At 62.7% G+C, this 16,044-nt stretch carries 16 protein-coding genes and 1 pseudogene; 10 read left to right on the top strand and 7 right to left on the bottom strand.

Annotated elements, in window-relative coordinates; all coding sequences use genetic code 11:
• Nucleotides 1–26: 26 nt before the first annotated feature.
• Complete coding sequence (pdxY, locus tag MSIL_RS01995; RefSeq protein ID WP_012589437.1) at nt 27–890, bottom strand: pyridoxal kinase; 864 nt, start codon at nt 888–890, stop codon at nt 27–29.
• A 163-nt stretch (nt 891–1,053) separates the two neighbouring features.
• Between pdxY and MSIL_RS01990 the strand changes: the two genes are divergently transcribed.
• The 4 genes from MSIL_RS01990 to MSIL_RS01975 are packed head-to-tail and all read left to right on the top strand — an operon-like array spanning nt 1,054 to nt 3,710.
• Nucleotides 1,054–1,995: a metallophosphoesterase family protein gene (locus MSIL_RS01990; RefSeq protein WP_012589436.1), complete on the top strand. Its 942-nt coding sequence runs from the start codon at nt 1,054–1,056 to the stop codon at nt 1,993–1,995.
• Nucleotides 1,996–2,006: 11 nt separating this feature from the next.
• Nucleotides 2,007–2,351: a cupredoxin domain-containing protein gene (locus MSIL_RS01985; RefSeq protein ID WP_012589435.1), complete on the top strand. Its 345-nt coding sequence runs from the start codon at nt 2,007–2,009 to the stop codon at nt 2,349–2,351.
• 37 nt (nt 2,352–2,388) lie between these two features.
• Nucleotides 2,389–2,931: a sigma-70 family RNA polymerase sigma factor gene (locus MSIL_RS01980; protein ID WP_012589434.1), complete on the top strand. Its 543-nt coding sequence runs from the start codon at nt 2,389–2,391 to the stop codon at nt 2,929–2,931.
• Nucleotides 2,931–3,710, top strand: coding sequence for an anti-sigma factor family protein (locus MSIL_RS01975; protein WP_012589433.1), 780 nt, complete (start codon nt 2,931–2,933; stop codon nt 3,708–3,710). The genes MSIL_RS01980 and MSIL_RS01975 overlap by 1 nt, the downstream gene beginning before the upstream one ends.
• A 75-nt stretch (nt 3,711–3,785) precedes the next feature.
• Here MSIL_RS01975 and MSIL_RS01970 read toward each other — a convergent pair whose 3' ends face one another.
• From MSIL_RS01970 to MSIL_RS01960, 3 genes are all read right to left on the bottom strand, one after another.
• Entirely contained in the window at nt 3,786–4,355 is a 570-nt protein-coding gene (locus MSIL_RS01970; RefSeq protein WP_049768077.1) for a TetR/AcrR family transcriptional regulator, read from the bottom strand.
• Between the two features lie 214 nt (nt 4,356–4,569).
• The gene (locus MSIL_RS01965; protein WP_012589431.1) at nt 4,570–5,778 is read right to left on the bottom strand and encodes an FAD-dependent monooxygenase; all 1,209 of its coding nucleotides are present in this window, start codon (nt 5,776–5,778) and stop codon (nt 4,570–4,572) included.
• Between the two features lie 448 nt (nt 5,779–6,226).
• Nucleotides 6,227–7,123, bottom strand: a complete 897-nt coding sequence (locus MSIL_RS01960; RefSeq protein WP_012589430.1) for a LysR family transcriptional regulator — start codon at nt 7,121–7,123, stop codon at nt 6,227–6,229.
• A gap of 289 nt (nt 7,124–7,412) precedes the next feature.
• On the opposite strand from MSIL_RS01960, the gene MSIL_RS01955 reads away from it, so the two are divergent.
• Both MSIL_RS01955 and MSIL_RS20495 read left to right on the top strand, forming a co-directional pair.
• Nucleotides 7,413–8,147 (top strand): SDR family NAD(P)-dependent oxidoreductase, encoded by a 735-nt coding sequence (locus MSIL_RS01955; protein WP_012589429.1) that lies wholly within the window; start codon nt 7,413–7,415, stop codon nt 8,145–8,147.
• Nucleotides 8,148–8,364: 217 nt separating this feature from the next.
• Nucleotides 8,365–8,577 (top strand): annotated as a pseudogene (locus tag MSIL_RS20495) (NAD(P)-binding domain-containing protein); the annotation flags it as partial.
• A gap of 34 nt (nt 8,578–8,611) precedes the next feature.
• Here the strand turns inward: MSIL_RS20495 and MSIL_RS01945 are convergent.
• The gene (locus tag MSIL_RS01945) at nt 8,612–9,328 is read right to left on the bottom strand and encodes a hypothetical protein (protein ID WP_012589428.1); all 717 of its coding nucleotides are present in this window, start codon (nt 9,326–9,328) and stop codon (nt 8,612–8,614) included.
• A 120-nt stretch (nt 9,329–9,448) separates the two neighbouring features.
• On the opposite strand from MSIL_RS01945, the gene MSIL_RS01940 reads away from it, so the two are divergent.
• Together MSIL_RS01940 and MSIL_RS01935 are read left to right on the top strand one after the other, a co-directional pair.
• On the top strand, nt 9,449–9,901 hold the full coding sequence (locus MSIL_RS01940) for a winged helix-turn-helix transcriptional regulator (RefSeq protein ID WP_012589427.1): 453 nt from the start codon (nt 9,449–9,451) through the stop codon (nt 9,899–9,901).
• Nucleotides 9,894–10,919, top strand: a complete 1,026-nt coding sequence (locus tag MSIL_RS01935; protein ID WP_012589426.1) for an NADP-dependent oxidoreductase — start codon at nt 9,894–9,896, stop codon at nt 10,917–10,919. Before MSIL_RS01940 ends, MSIL_RS01935 begins: the two co-directional genes overlap by 8 nt.
• A 221-nt stretch (nt 10,920–11,140) precedes the next feature.
• On the opposite strand, the gene MSIL_RS01930 is transcribed toward MSIL_RS01935, so the two are convergent.
• Nucleotides 11,141–11,938, bottom strand: coding sequence for an SDR family NAD(P)-dependent oxidoreductase (locus MSIL_RS01930; RefSeq protein WP_012589425.1), 798 nt, complete (start codon nt 11,936–11,938; stop codon nt 11,141–11,143).
• Between the two features lie 692 nt (nt 11,939–12,630).
• On the opposite strand from MSIL_RS01930, the gene MSIL_RS20490 reads away from it, so the two are divergent.
• Nucleotides 12,631–12,798: a winged helix-turn-helix transcriptional regulator gene (locus MSIL_RS20490; RefSeq protein WP_244406201.1), complete on the top strand. Its 168-nt coding sequence runs from the start codon at nt 12,631–12,633 to the stop codon at nt 12,796–12,798.
• Between the two features lie 56 nt (nt 12,799–12,854).
• On the opposite strand, the gene guaA is transcribed toward MSIL_RS20490, so the two are convergent.
• Nucleotides 12,855–14,459 carry a glutamine-hydrolyzing GMP synthase gene (gene guaA / locus MSIL_RS01925; protein WP_012589424.1) on the bottom strand — a complete coding sequence of 535 codons (1,605 nt, stop codon included), beginning with the start codon at nt 14,457–14,459 and terminating at the stop codon, nt 12,855–12,857.
• A 124-nt stretch (nt 14,460–14,583) separates the two neighbouring features.
• Between guaA and MSIL_RS01920 the strand changes: the two genes are divergently transcribed.
• The gene (locus MSIL_RS01920) at nt 14,584–16,044 is read left to right on the top strand and encodes a cryptochrome/photolyase family protein (protein ID WP_012589423.1); all 1,461 of its coding nucleotides are present in this window, start codon (nt 14,584–14,586) and stop codon (nt 16,042–16,044) included.

Raw genomic sequence — 16,044 nt, 5'->3', positions numbered from 1 at the left:
TTGCCCCAAAGGCGCGGCGATAGCAATCAGGAGAGGATATCCTCGGCGACGATCCGCAATTCATAAGAACCTTCGGCCAGCGTGCGCGCGAGTACGGAAGATACGCCGCGCGCAGCGGATTCGCTCGCCGCAATGAGCGGCCTGCCCCTGGCGAGATGGGCCGCGAGAAGCCCGGCGAACAAATCGCCGGCCCCATTCGGCCGGATCGGCAGCCGGACCGTTGCGATGCGATGGATAACGTCCGATTCGCAAACCACAGTTTCGATGCAATCCCGCGGCGTATCCGCGAGCGCGCAGCCGGTGACGACAACGCGGCCCGGGCCGCGCGCGGAAATCAGCGCCGCGGCCCGCCTCAGAGCGTAAATGTCCCGCGCCGGCGCGCCCGCCAAAATCTCGAGCTCGAACTGATTGGGTGTCAAAATGGCGGCGGCCGGGACGAGGCGGTCGCGGATGAGATCGACGAGACCCGGCGCGACGAAGACGCCCGGCTCGTCGTCGCCGATCACCGGATCGCAGAGATAGGCAAGCTGCGGATTGCGCGCTTTTGCGCGATCGACGAAATCCCCGACGACGGCGCCGATTTCGGCCGAGCCAAGATAGCCGGTGAGCAGGATCGAAGAGGCCTCGATCAAGCCGCGCTCCGCGACGCCAAGAAGCAGGTCGGCGACAAGGGGCGCGTCGAGCACGCGTCCGCGCAGCGTCGGGTAGCGCGGATGGTTGGAGAGCAGCGTCGTCGGCACGGCGGCGACGGCGACGCCAAGCGCCTGCATGGGAAAGAGCGCGGCGTTGTGGCCGACCGAGCCGTGAACGACCTGGCTCTGGATTGAAATAATCCGCGGCCCCTTGCCTAGCGCTGGGGGAGGTTCACGCTGGCGGTCGTCATAAGGCAATGAAAGCCCCTCTCGGACTTTATTTCGGCGAAGGGGAGCATAGCCGCAGCCAGGCGGCAAGGCGCGGCCCGTCGTCGCCGCGCATTTTTCGCCTGGAGCCAGGGAATAAACGGCGCCCCTCTCCGGTTCTCTCATCGCGAAGCGTTTTTCGCGGAGAATCGAAATGACTCATGATCAATCCGAATCGGGCGGCCTCAGCCGCCGCGGCGCGCTCGAATGCATGCTTTGGGCGGGCTCCGCCGTCGCCTGGACCGTCTCGGGCGGCGTGCCAAATTCGATGAGCCTCGCCAAAGCGGCGACGCTCGCGGAGCAAAAACCCTTCAGCTTCCTGCAGCTTAGCGACAGCCATGTCGGCTTCGACAAGCCGGCCAATCCCGACGCGCTCGGCACGCTGCGCGAGGCGGTCGCACGCATCAAATCCCTGCCGACGCAGCCGTCCTTTTTCATCCACACCGGCGACATCACGCATCTTTCCAAGGATTCGCAATTCGACGACGCCGATCAGGTCCTGAAAGAACTCAACGCGCCGATCTTCTATGTTCCGGGCGAGCATGACATCGTCGACGAAGAGCCGGGCAAGGCCTATCTCGCCCGCTATGGCAAGGGAACCAAGGGAGCCGGCTGGCGCTCCTTCGACGAAAACGGCGTCCATTTCATCGGCTGCGTCAATGTCGTCGACCTCAAGGCCGGCGGCCTCGGCAATCTCGGCGAGGCGCAGCTCGCCTGGCTCGCCGACGACCTTCGCGGATTGTCGTCATCGACGCCAATTGTCGTCTTCGCGCATATTCCGCTCTGGACCGTCTATCCGGAGTGGGGTTGGGGCACGCAGGATAGCGCGCAGGCGCTGGAGCTATTGAAACGGTTCGGCTCGGTGACGGTGCTGAACGGCCATATTCATCAGGTGATGCAAAAGGTGGAGGGCGCCGTCACGTTCCACACCGCCCGCTCGACCGCCTTCCCGCAGCCGGCGCCCGGGACAGCGCCCTCGCCCGGACCGATGAAGACGGCGCCCGGCGCGCTGCGAACCTATCTCGGCGTCACCGACGTCAACTTCATTCGCGGCGGCGAGCCGCTCGCGATCACCGACAGCACGCTGGCGAGCTGAGGGAGCGGAGCATGCTGCGAACCGTCTTGACCGCGAAGCGCCAAAGCCTTTTCTCGTTTCTTCTTGCGGCGGCGCTCGTCAGCCCGCTCCCGGCGGGCGCCGCCGCCGTGAGCGTAAAGATCGACAATTTCACCTTCAATCCGCCAGAACTGACAATCGCCCCCGGCGATACGGTGACCTGGACCAATGGCGACGATATTCCCCATACCGTCGTCGGCGTCGACAAATCCTTCAAATCCAAGCCCCTCGATTCCGACGACAAATTCCGCTTCACTTTCAAGGAGCCGGGCCAATATGAGTATTTCTGTTCGATTCATCCGCATATGACCGGCAAAATCATCGTGAAGGCGCCCTGATGAAGGGCGTCGCCTTGAGGTCGCGAGGAGTCTGCCGGTGACGACGACGCTCGCCAAGGCGCGCTTCTCGCAGCTCGTGCTGCCGCGGCTGGACGAGGGCTATCGGCTGGCGCGCTGGCTGACAGGAAGCGCGACCGACGCCGAGGACGTTCTTCAGGACGCTAGTCTGCGCGCTTACCGCGCGATCGAGAGCTTTGCGGAGGGCAATGCGCGCGCCTGGTTCCTGACCATCGTGCGCAACGCCTGCTATTCCTGGCTCGAAAAACGGCGGCCGGGCGTCACGCTGTCGAGCGAAGCGTTAGATGCTTCCGACGCAGCGACGCTGGAACAGGGGGGCGCATTCGCGCCCGCCTTCGAGACGCCGGAAAGCCTGCTTCTCGCCAAGGACGAGGCCGCGCGCCTGGCGCGCGCCGTCGACGCTCTTCCCGTAGCCCTGAAGGAGGCGCTGGTGCTGCGCGAATATCATGGATTGAGCTATCGCGAGATCGCCGAAGTCAGCGGCGCGCCGATCGGCACGGTGATGTCGCGTCTCGCGCGGGCAAGACAACAGCTCCTCAAGGGGCTAGAGGCGCAAAATTGATGACGGACGAGGACATTTTGCTGCTGAACGCCTATCGCGACGGCGAATTATCGCCGGGCGAGGCGCTGGCCATGGAGCGGCGGCTCGCTGAGAATCCCGAGCTCCGGGCGCAGGCTCAACGGCTGGAGGCTCTGTCCGGCGCTTTGCGCGGGGCTCTCGCCGGCGCGCCCGTTCCAAGTGGGCTGCGCGGCCGGATCATTCAGAAGATTGGCTTTCGCGACGGCGCGCCGGGCGGCCGGCTGACCCGTTTTCTGTCGCCGCTCGCGGCGACTTTGCTGGTCGGGCTGGCGGGCGGCGTCCTGCTCGGCAGCGGAACGACTTTTCTGGCGATGAACCGCCCCGGCGCCGAGACGTCCGGCGAGATTCTTTCGGCCCATCTGCGCGCGATGATGGCGCCGCAGCCGTTCGACGTCGCTTCGTCAAATCGGCATGTCGTGAAACCGTGGTTCAACGGCAAGACGACGATCGCGCCCGACTCAGTCGATCTTGGCGAACGCGGCTTTCCGCTGGCCGGCGGCCGCGTCGACGTGATCGACGGCAGGCCGGCGCCGACGCTGGTCTACCGGCGCGGTCCCCATGTCATCAGCGTCACCGCGCTGCCGCGCAGCGAGCTGGCGTCCTTGCCGGAAAGAGAAAGCCGCGCAGGCTTTTCGTTTGAGCGATGGGCCGCGGGCGACCTCGCCTATGTCGCCGTGTCGGATATCGCCCCGGCCGATCTACGGACATTTGTCGACGCCTTCCGCGCGGAAGCCGCGCCGCCGGCAAAGGCCGGAAATTAAGCCTGCGTCGGCGGGAGGAGAGATGGCTCGTGGGATGTGGTTCAGCCCGGCGATCACCCGCCTGCAGGACAGGCGCTACCGCTTCGGAAGGTCATGGAGCCTCAGCAGCGGCAACACGATATCGTCGACGATCTCAGCGATGGTCGAAGCCGGAACTGGCGCGAGCGTCATGAACGCCTCGTGCCTGAGGAGATCAGCCGGCAAGGATATAAGGCGCGGCGTGAGACCCTGGCCGCTCAATTCGCCGCGCGCCACGGCGCGCTCAATGATTTTCTCCAGCAGCTTGCCTTCGGCGCCCAATATGGACTGCCGCAGAGAGGACGGCGTGGCCTTGGTCTCCCGGTAGAGATCCGACATATCCCGCGCGATGATGCCCGCGATAAGAGCCCCACGTTCCATCGACTGCTGAAGGACTGAGATCATCTCGTCGCGCAGCCGTCCAAGGTCGGGCGCCACGACAGGGTGTTCCGCGACGTGGTGGCCGATCGCGGCGATCGCCAGCTCAGCGCGGCTCGACCACCGCCGGTAGATTACCGGCCGGCTCGTGTGGGAACGGTCCGCCACAGCGTCCATGGTGAAGTTGCTGTAGCCGCCCTCCGTCAGTTGCTCCCACGCGACCTGGAGCAGGGCCTTTTCGAGCGCCATCCCGCGACGGCGCGACAGCTTGGGACGCTTAGTTTGGTCGGTCATCGGATTCAGAAAAAAGCCAGAGGATGCTTCCCGTGATCGGCCAACCACAGGTCCCCTGGCGGGTCAGCATGGCCCCGCATTTCGTGATCTTCGATCCTTCGTCTTCAGGAAGAGTGGATCGAGTCCCTCGCAGACCATCGATCCGATATGGCTGGCTCAATTTCCTGCGTCAACTATAGTCAGGCAAGGCGAGCGCGCTGTGGATCTGGCGTGAGTCGGCTTTCCGGACGACATTGCCGACCGGCGTCTCCGCCATCCGCCGGAACATCGCATTGCGGGCGTCGAGCTCCTCCTGAGTGTCGGGAATCATGATGTGCTTGCCTTCTTCGACCAAGGCCTGGTTCATCTCGACAAAGGGCCGCGCCAATTTCTCATACGCCTCAAAGGCAGACGTGTAGTTCGGCTGGGTTGCGAGCTCGCCGGCCAGGATGTAGGCGCCGACAAGCGCCATGCTCGAGCCCTGCCCCGACAAGAAAGAGGTGGCGTGCGCGGCGTCCCCGGCGAGCGCGATGCGTCCCCTCGACCAAATCGGCATGTGGATCTGGCTGACGGCGTCGAAGAACAAATCCTCGGCCTTCCGCATGTCCTCGACCAGTTGGGGCACGATCCACCCGTTGACGCCTTCGAACATGCTGGCGGTCAGCTTCCGCTTGTCCTCATCGGCGATACGCTTTCGGAATGGCGAGGTGGGATGTCTGAAAATCAGGAACGCGTGGGCCGGGCCGCCATCGTTCCCTGCATAGACGACCGCATTCTTCCCCGGCAGCGTATAGGCCAGGGCGCTGCGGTCGAGACCGAAAATGTTTGGGATCGTGAACCCGGCGAAGCAGAATCCGATGTATTTTTCGAACTGCGACTCGTCGCCGAAGATCAGGGACCGGGTGTTCGAATGCAGCCCGTCCGCGCCGATGACGATGTCGTAGGTCCCTGTGTCTCCGCTGGCAAATGTCACGGCGACGCCATCCGCATGCTCGTCCAGCGCCGCGATGGAATCGTTGAACTTGTAGTTCGCCTTGTCCTTCGTGGCGGCATACAGGATCGTCGCGATGTCGCCCCGGCGGATTTCGACGTCCCTGCCCCTGACGCCTCCTGTGACGGCTTCCGGATCCATCTTCGCGATCACCGCGCCGCGCTCGTCCACGAAGGCGATGCTCTGGGAGTCGACATGCGCCGCGCGCATCTGCGGGTAGAGGCCCATTCGCTCGACGGCGTCGAGCGCCGTCCCGCGGATATCGATCGGATAGCCGCCGCCCCGCAACGAAGACGCCTTCTCCACGACCGTTGTGTTGATTCCGTAGCGGGTCAGCCAGAAGGCCAAAGCAGGTCCCGCAATGCTGGCGCCCGATATCAGGACGTTTTTGACTGCTCGCTCGCCCATAGCCTGCGTCCTTAAATCGTATTGCTGGTGCGCGCCTCTGACCGCCCATTTGCAACCGTTTCGCGGCTGCTCTGCATAAGAAGTGGGGATGGGGCCAAGGCGCTGACTTGCTGCAAATAAGGTTCAAAGTCCTTACGGCCCGCGTCGGATTCTGTCAATAAGATACATAATAGTTTCTTATTTGACTCGCTGCAGGCGGAAGCTTGTGGCCCGCGGAGACGCGTTTCCGGCGATGCTCATATTTTCCTCGGAGTTCGCCGCAAAAGCGGCGTCTCCAGCCTGCCAAAATGACCGTCAGCGATGGTGAAGTCCGTCGCCGTCAGTAGTCTGGCCCTCGCGCCGATTGCGATACGGCGCAACATTCGCGGATTGAACGACGCTGTTTCAAGCGATCGCAGCTCGGCTTCCGAATGGATTACGGAAAGCGCCGCCGGCGACCTGCTGGGCGTCAGTCGCGCGATATGGACAGCCCCGCGAGAAGCGGCGCGTACGCGGCGAGCCTGCGGGATACGAACTCCGTGAAAATCCGCACGCGCTCCGTCTTGCGTGTTTCCCCCTGTGTGAGAAGCCAAACCGTTCCGTACATGTGCAGGTCGGCGCGCGGCGCCCTTACCAGCAGGGGGTCGGCATCGCCAATGAAGCACGGCAGTGTCGTCATCCCGATCCCTTGCCGTACAGCAACGATCTGCGCCTCGGCGTCCGTCGTCCTGAATGGGACCCCCGTGGCGCCAACCTCACCCTCGCTGGCCCAATCCGGAATTCCATGAATGCTTATGACGATCCACCGGATGGGATCAGGCGCGCCCGCGCGCCACGCGGCCAGTCGATCGCGAGATATGTAGACGCCGCCGAACAGCTCCGGTCCCTTCAAGCCGTGAAGGTTGAGCGGCAGGGTTTTGCGGTCGTAGACGACGCGGAGCGCGACGTCGGCCTCTCGGTTGGTCAGATTCGCCAGCTCGCCGGACGACAGGATTTCCATCTCGATGTCCGGATGCAGGCGCGTGAAATCGGCGAAATCCGGCATGAGCAGGTGTGTCGCGAGAGGCGGCGCCAGCGTCACCCGCAAAAGCCCGCGCACGCTCTGGTCGCGCCCGAAGACGCGCGTCTCCAGCTGGTGCGACGACGCTTCCATCTGGTTCGCGAGCTCGAGGACCTCCTCGCCCGCAGCCGTCAGGCGGTAGCCCGAAGGCAGCTTTTCGAACATCTGCGCCCCGAGGCGTTCCTCGAGCTGGGCGATGCGTCGCAGTACGGTTGAATGATTCACCCCGAGGCGCCCGGCGGCGGCCCGCACCGAGCCTCCGCGTGCGACGGCAAGAAAGTAGCGAACGTCGTCCCAGTCGATCATGGCGCAATCCCGCGCCGCGCGGCGCCCCTTCCAAAGTGCGCGTCCAACACTCGAACAGCATCTCGTGAGTGGCTGGCGCAGGGCGGTTATCATAGCATACGCCGACGAGCGCGGCCCAGTTCCGAACGGCGGGCGCCGATCGTCGCGGCTGGCGTCGGTCGTCCAGCCGGATCGATTTCGCACCACCAATGTGCGCGTTTCCGCACTCAAACCCTGACCCCGGCAGACTTATTTCCAGGCTCTCGGGTTCTTCCCGAACGACCAAAGGCAGAGCCTGAAAGGAAAAGTTATGGGAAAGCTAGACGGTAAGGTTGCAGTCATTACAGGTGGATCGAGCGGCATGGCGCTGGCGAGCGCTAAGCGGTTCGTGGAAGAAGGCGCCTATGTCTTCATCACGGGCCGAAGGCAGGAGGCGCTCGACGAGGCCGTCAAGCTGATTGGCCGGAACGTGACGGGCGTGCGCGGCGACGCGGCCAATCTCGATGACCTCGACCGTCTGTTCGACACGGTCAAGCGGGAAAAGGGCAAGATCGACGTCCTGTATGCGAGCGCCGGCACGGGCGAAGCCGTCCCACTGGGCGAGATCACCGAGCAGCATTTCGATGCGACCTTCGGCCTGAACACGCGCGGCACGCTGTTTACGGTTCAGAAGGCGCTGCCGCTGTTCAACGATGGCGGATCGATCTTCATGACCGGGTCAGTTGCTTCGGTGAAAGGTTTTCCTGGTTACGGCGTATATGCGGCGAGCAAGGCGGCGTTGCGCTCATTCGCACGCACCTGGCTCAACGAACTGAAGGGGCGGAATATCCGCGTGAACGTGCTGAGCCCGGGGCCGATCGCCACACCGATGCAGGACCAGGTTCTCACCGAGGAGGCGAAGCGGATGTTCGAATCCCTGATCCCGCGGGGAAAGATGGGTCGTCCTGAGGAAATTGCGGCGGTCGCGCTGTTTCTTGCTTCAGACGATTCGAGCTTTGTGAATGGGGTGGAGTTGTCTGTCGACGGCGGCTTCTCGGCTATCTGAAATCTCGCCGGATCGCGGGAAGCGGCTGATCGTCCGGCCGCGCGGAAGTCGTTCACGGCAGGACGTCCACGCATCAATTCGGGAATTCGGACCGATGACGCGCAATCGCTTGGGTTGGCGGTCCGAATATCTCGCGAAGGTCGCCATGCAGCAAAACGGATATTCCCGCGCCGTTGAAGGCCGAGGAATCAATATCAACACGGATCGGAGAAGCGTTATGAGCTATGCGATTGTAGGATTTGGTGCGGTAGGCTAGGCCCTCGCCCACGCCTTTGCCCGTAAAAACATCGACGTCACCGTCGCCAGCCGCCGAGCGCCCGAGGCGCTGGCGCCGCAAGCTCGGGCGATTGGACCCACGGTCGTCGCCAAGTCGCTGCGGGATGCACTCGATGCCGACACCATCATCTTGGCGGTCCCGTTCGGGGAGAATCGCAGCGCCGATTTTGGCCGGCGATATCCTACCCTCAGACAGGCTCGATATTGTGGAAGTCGATTGCTACAAACACGCGGTCGCGCACCGGTCTATTGTCCGGTCCAATCGAATAGACGGGCCGCTTGGTCGGAAAGATGAAGCCACCGAACTCCTTTGGCTCGGTTGCATAGTTGGCGCTAGCCGTTCCGCCCATGACCTCGACGCTGTAGTCGTGGCGCTGCAGAATGCCCGCGGCATTGAAATAGAATGTCTGATCCGTGGAATGGCTCTCGATATCGGTCGGAAACGTCACTTTGAGGCGGCGCCATGTTTCGCCGTCTTCCGACCAAGGCTCCACTTCCTCGGTCTGGAAGCCCGGGAGCTTGAAGAGAAACGGCGTCGTCAGATAGGTCCACATCGCATAGCCGGAATAGATGAGGTGATGGGCGTCCCAACGCGTCGTCACACTATGCCCCTCGAAGGCGGCGCGCGGCGCTTCCCGTTGCTCGATCAATTCGCCGCCGTCCGTCACGATCGCCGTGCGGCCGGCCTCGAAAAGGCTGTGGCGGCCAGCCTCGACAAAGGGCGTGTACTCGATGTGCTGTCGATGAGGGTCAGCCGTGACGCGCGCATCGGCAAAGACGTCCGGCCATCCCTTGAGGGGCCATATCCCGCCGCCGATCGTGACATGCGCGTACAGCGTCTTGAGATGCTGCCAACGCTCCCACCCACCATGCGCTGCGATAGCAAGTTCCAGTAGATCGCTCATTCTCCGCGTCTCCGATCGCGCCGACTCCGCGGCATAAAGTTTAATTTTGCAACCTATCGACAATTACACTCGCTTAGTTTAATTTCGCAACCGATATTCGCGGCGACGTAGGAGAAATAATTGAAGGGCAAGCGAACCGATGTTGGGAAGTCCGGTTGCGGCATCGCGCGCGCCCTCCAAGTCGTCGGCGATTGGTGGTCGCTTCTCATCGTCCGCGACGCCTTTAGTGGCCGCCGGCGGTTTTCCGAGTTTCAGAAGAATCTCGGCCTGGCGAAGAACATCCTGTCGGTGCGTCTCAGAAAGCTGGTCGAGGAAGGCATATTCACGGTCCAGCCGGACCCGGACTCGGCGCTGAGCCATCTCTACGTTCTCACGCCCAAGGGACAGCAACTCGGGGTGATCCTGGTCGCCCTTTGGCAGTGGGGCGAAGAAAACTGCTTCGCGCCCGGCGAGCTGAAATACAGGATGGTCGACACTCTGAACCGGCAACCGCTCACCAAGCTCCAGCTTGCGGCGCAGGACGGACGGATTCTTGGTCTCCAGGATTTTCGTGTGAAGGCGAGACATGAGTGAAGTGACCAGTGAACGAATCGTTCTTGCAGCAAGGCCGCAAGGGACTCCCCGCCCGACAGACTTTCGGCTGGAACGGCTGCCGCTGCCTGCGATCCGGGACGGCGAGGTCCTGCTGCAGACCCACTACCTCTCGCTCGACCCCTATATGCGCGGCAGGATGGACGATCGGAAGTCCTACTCGCCGCCGACGCCCGTTGGCGGCGTCATGGAAGGCGAGATCGTCGCACGCGTCGTGCAATCCCGGCGTCCCGACTTTCAGGTCGGCGAGAATGTCGCCGGGCGTCTGGGTTGGGTCACCCACAGCATTTCCGATGGCGCCGGACTGACCAAGCTCGACGGACGATTCCAGCCGATCACGACGGCGCTCGGCGTCCTCGGGATGCCCGGCCTTACCGCCTTTGCCGGCCTGTTGGAGATCGGCAAGCCTCGGCCGGGCGAGACCGTTGTCGTGGCTGCGGCGACCGGCCCGGTGGGCTCCCTGGTGGGGCAGATCGCCAGGATCAAGGGCGCGCGGGCTGTCGGCGTCGCCGGCGGTCCGGACAAATGCGCCTATGCCCTGGACACGCTTGGTTTCGATGCCGCGATCGACCATCGATCGCCGACCTTCGCGGACGATCTGGCCGCTGCGTGCCCACGCGGGATCGACATCTATTTCGAGCTTGTGGGCGGCGCGGTCTGGCAGGCTGTCCTACCGCTCCTGAACGAGTTCGCCCGCGTCCCCCTTTGCGGTCTTGTCGCCGAATATAATGCGCCAGGGACCGGGGTGGACCGCCTTCCCGCAACGATGCGCACGGCGCTTTCGCGAAGCCTGACCCTCCGAGGCTTCATTGTTCGCGAGTTCTGGGATCAGCGTCCTGCCTTTCTCGATGAGGTCGGCGCCTGGATCAACGACGGCCGCGTTCGCTTCCGAGAGGATATCGTTCAAGGCCTCGCCAACGCGCCGGCAGCGTTCATCGGAATGCTGGAGGGAAAGAATTTCGGCAAGCTGATCGTCGCCGTGGATGATACCGGGCGCTGAACCGCGCCGGCATCCCAATTGTAGCGCTCATGGTAGAGGGTTGCCTGCCGGAGTGTGCTTCTGGGTTAGAATCACGATCTCGCAACGCTGTCGGAAATCAAGCTGCTTGATTACGTCGCCGTTGTCGCTCTGTCGCCACTGCTTCGCGGCATGATCGTGACGGTACCCCGACCTATGCTGGGCTGCGTTGGCTTAACGCAGCCCAACCTTCTTGATCACCGTCAAGAGACGCCGTAGCGCGGCGCCGGCACGTTATGCGACAGGTTGGGCGCCAGCGCTGTACGGGCGGCATCGAAGGCGCTCCAGTCGGCCGCATTGGGCAACGACGGGATGGTGACAAGTTCCCCTTGGTCGAAGCCGGCGAGCGAGGCGTCCACCATGTCGCCCGCATCCATCACCATCGACGGCGGGAAATCGTCGATAGAACGGCCGCTTCGCTCGAAAATCTCGGTTCGGGTCAGACCAGGCAGGACGGCCTGAACCTTGACGCCCTTGCCGGCGACTTCCGTATTGATCGCCTGCGTCAGGTTGAGGACGAAAGCTTTGGTGCCGCTGTAAACCCCATGGAAGCGTTCAGCTAGCAGCGCGGTGACGGACGCGATGTTGATGATGCCACCCCTGCCCCGCTTGGCGAACGTCTGAGCGGCAGCAACGCAAAGGCGGTTTACGGCGACGACGTTGAGTTCAATCATTGTGTCGAGATAGTCAATGTCGCCCTCAAGTATGGTGGTTCTGGAGGAGATACCGGCATTGTTCACGAGGAGCGTGATCGCGTCGTCTTCTCGCAGACGTTTTTCGACTTTGCGTACCTCGCCCCTATTCGTCAGATCAGCCTGCAGCGCCTCAGCCTTGATGCCATAAGTGGCGGCGAGCTTCTCAGCCAAGGTATTCAGGCGGGCAGCATCGCGGGCGACCAACAGCAGATCATAGCCACGCTTTGCAAGGCGATCGGCATAAGTAGCTCCGATGCCTGACGAGGCGCCGGTGACAAGAGCAGTACCTAGAGACGAACGTGACATCGGTAATCCTTCTCGGTGTTACGAGCTTTAATGGAAGCGATGTGCTAATTATTGAGAAATAACTCCCGTTGTTGCATTATCGCTTTGTGTAGCCCTTCGTTATTTATGCCCGCCAGCAGTTCCCTCGCGGCGAGAGAGGGATAGCCTGTTTGATCAAGGAAATGATGTTGTCTCAGCCTTCGATCGGCTGCTTCAGAACGGTTGCCTCCAGGGTTGCGTCTTCTGCGAGCATTGCAAACCATGGTGGTGGCCCAGCCGTTGGCGGCACGATCGGTGCAGCATTGTTGAGTTCATCGCTGTTTTCCTAAATCCGATGAATTTGCAGGTTCGATCAAATGATGAGAGCGGTTGGCGATCGGTAAGCCGACGATTCCCCGCCGCGGGACGTGCGCGACGCCGAGTTGGAAGGCGCGCATCCGCGTTGGCGGCGCTATACCGATCGAGCGCTCCAGCACCACAGAACCCGCTTTGAGGGGTCGAAATAAAGGCGACGAGGGCATTTCTTTTGGGTCTCTAGAAACTGGCCATACGGTTTAATTTTACAACCCTTGGACAGACTAGGACATTAGGTTTAACTTTGCAACCTATTTTGGCGGAGCGGGGCGGCGAGGAAACGAAAAAGAACTGATCTCAGCACCGCAGATTGCGGCGTTGCCCGAGCATTATCCGCGATCGGAAGCTGGTGGTCTCTTTTGAACCTTCGGGATGTCTTCAAGGACAAGCGTCGGTTCAATCAGCTCCAGAAGAGCCTCGGGTTGGCAAAGAACATCCATTCCAGTCGGCTGAAGAAACTCATCGACGAAGGTGTCCTGGAGGTCAGCGCGGAAGACGACAATCCACGCGGAAATATTATACTCTAAACCGAAAGGCGACGCCCTGTGCGTTGTTCTTGTTGCGTGTGGCCGCGGGGCGAGGGCTATTCCCACTCGATCGTGCCAGGCGGCTTTGACGTTATGTCGTAGACAACCCTGTTGACGCCTTTGACTTCGTTGACGATCCGTGTCGCGGCCCGACCGAGAAATCCCATGCCGAAGGGGTAGAAATCGGCCGTCATGCCATCGACCGAGGTGACCGCCCGCAGGGCGCAGACGAATTCATAGGTGCGACCGTCGCCCATCACGCCGACCGTCTGCACGGGCAGCAGCACGGCGAAGGCCTGCCAGATCTCGTCATATAATCCGGCCTTGCGGATTTCATCGAGATAGATGGCGTCGGCCTGGCGCAAGATTTCGAGCTTTTCCGGCGTGATTCCGCCTGGGCAGCGGATCGCCAGCCCCGGCCCCGGGAAGGGATGGCGCCCGACAAAGGCTTCCGGCAGACCGAGCTCGCGGCCAAGCGCGCGCACTTCATCCTTGAACAGCTCGCGCAGCGGCTCGACCAGCTTCATATTCATGCGTTCGGGCAAGCCGCCGACATTGTGATGCGACTTGATGGTGACCGAAGGTCCGCCGCTGAACGAGACGCTTTCGATCACATCCGGGTAGAGCGTTCCCTGCGCCAAAAATTCCGGGGCGCCGCGGCCGTCGGCGGCGATCTTTTTCGCCTCCGCCTCGAAAGCGGTGATGAAAAGACGCCCGATGATCTTGCGCTTTTCCTCCGGATCGCGGACGCCGGTCAGGGCCCCGAGAAACAGCGCCTTCGCCTCGACGTGATGCAGCGGAATATTGTAATGGCCGCGAAACAGGGTCACGACCTCTTCGGCCTCGCCCTGCCGCAGCAGGCCGTGATCGACGAAGACGCAAGTCAGCCGTTCGCCGATCGCCTCGAAAATGAGCAACGCCGCCACCGCCGAATCGACGCCGCCGGAAAGGCCGCACAGCACGCGCCCCGAGCCGACTTGCGCGCGGATCGCGGCGATCGCCTCCTGCCGGAAGGCGCCCATGGTCCAATCGGCGCTGAGCCCGGCGACCTTATGCACGAAATTGGAAATGAGTTTTGCGCCGTCGGGCGTGTGGGCGACTTCGAGATGGAACTGCACGCCGAAAAATCTCCGCGCCTCGTCGGCGATGGCGGCAAGCGGCGCGCTCGGCGAGGTCGCGATGGGGACAAAGCCTTCCGGCAGCTCGCTGACTGCATCGCCATGGCTCATCCAGACCGGATAGCTTTTGCCGCGCCCCCAGACGCCGTCGAACAGGGCGCTTTCGCGCAAAATCTCGACTTCGGCGCGGCCGAATTCGCGGCTGTGACTATGTCCGGCGATAACCGTGCCGCCAAGCTGCTCGGCCATGACCTGCTCGCCGTAGCAGATGCCAAGAATGGGCACACCGGACTCGAATAGAGTTTTGGGCGCGCGCGGCGAATCTGGCTCCAATACGGATCGGGGGCCGCCCGAGAGGATAACAGCCTTGGGGTTCAGCGCATTGAAGGCCTTTTCGGCCGCCTGAAACGGCGCAATCTCGCAATAGACGCCGGCCTCGCGCACGCGGCGCGCGATCAGCTGGGTGACCTGCGATCCGAAATCGACGATCAGGACCTTGTCATGGCGTCTGACGATCGTCTCATAGAGCTTGTCCTCAGCCATGCGGCGACCTCTTGCGGCAAAAAGCTCGATTAGGCGATCAGGCGTTGGGGCGCAAGCGCGCGCGGCGTAGTGCGTGATGAAACCATACCGCTGGGCGCCGGTTGAAGCGCGATCAAGGGGACCCATGGCCGCGCCAAAAACACAAAACACTGCGATTGTCTGGTTCCGCGACGATTTGCGGCTGGCCGACAATGAGGCGCTGGCGGCGGCCCTTTCGACCGGCGGTCCGCTTCTCTGCGTCTATATTCTGGAAGATGGGACGGCCGGCTTTCGTCCCCTGGGGGGCGCCGCGCGCTGGTGGCTGCATCATTCGCTGCAGGCGCTCGGACAGGACATCGCGGCGAAAGGCGGCCGGCTGGATCTTTTTTGCGGCGAGGCGCGAAGAATCCTGCCCGCGCTGGCCGAGGCGGCCGGGGCGCGCATCATTTGCTGGACGCGCCGATACGGCGGTCCGGAAATGGCGGTCGACGCGGCATTGAAGGCGCAGTTCAAAACCTCCGGCGTCGAGGCGAAGAGCTTTAATGGGCATCTGCTGCACGAGCCCTGGGACATTACGCGCGGCGACGGCCATGGTTTTGCGGTTTATACGCCCTATTGGCGAGCGGCGAGCGCGGCGGCGCAAGTCGGCGAGCCGCTCCCCGCGCCGGACCGTCTTCCGGCCGCGCCCATTCCGCGCGGGGCGCTGCGAACAACGAGCATTGAAGCGCTTGCCCTGTTGCCGGAAAAGCCCGATTGGGCCGGCGGCTTGCGCGCAGCGTGGAGGCCGGGAGAAAATGGCGCGCAGGAACGGCTTAAGGCTTTTCTGGAGGGCGAGATTGCGTCTTACTCGCTTGAGCGAAATAGGCCCAGTGCGGACGCGGTCTCGCGGCTGTCGCCGCATCTGCGTTTTGGCGAGATCGGCCCGCGCCAGATTTTTGCAGCGGTCCGAACAGCCTGGGACAATGCAGCCCAAAAAGGCGGCGTAAAATTTCTTGCCGAACTCGGATGGCGCGAGTTCAACTACCATCTGTCGTTTTATCATCCCGACGCGGCGCGCCAAAATATCCAGCGCCGCTTTGATAAAATGCCGTGGCGCGAACCGGCGCCGCGAGAGCTCTCCGCCTGGCAGCGCGGCGAGACTGGCTATCCCCTTATCGACGCCGGCATGCGCGAACTCTGGGCCACGGGCTATATGCACAACCGCGTGCGCATGGTTGTGGCCTCTTTCCTCATCAAGCATCTGTTGATCGACTGGCGCATTGGCGAGAACTGGTTCTGGGACACGCTCTGCGACGCCGACCCCGCCAATAATCCGATGAACTGGCAATGGGTCGCGGGATCGGGCGCAGACGCCGCGCCCTATTTCCGGATCTTCAATCCTGTGCTTCAGGGCGAAAAGTTCGACGCGGCCGGCGACTATGTACGCCGCTGGATTCCAGAGCTGGCGAAACTGCCGAATAAATGGATTCACAAACCCTTCGCAGCGCCGCCGGCCCTGTTGCGCGGGGCTGGAGTAGAGCTAGGTAAAAATTACCCGCGGCCCATCGTCGATCTTGCCGAAGGCCGCGCGCGGGCGTTGGCGGCGTTTGAAAAGGTTAAGGGTTGA

This window comes from Methylocella silvestris BL2, assembly GCF_000021745.1.
GTDB classification, from domain to species: Bacteria; Pseudomonadota; Alphaproteobacteria; order Rhizobiales; family Beijerinckiaceae; genus Methylocapsa; species Methylocapsa silvestris.
The sequence above is the reverse complement of the archived record's forward strand: the minus strand, read 5'-3'. Positions and strand labels throughout refer to the sequence as shown.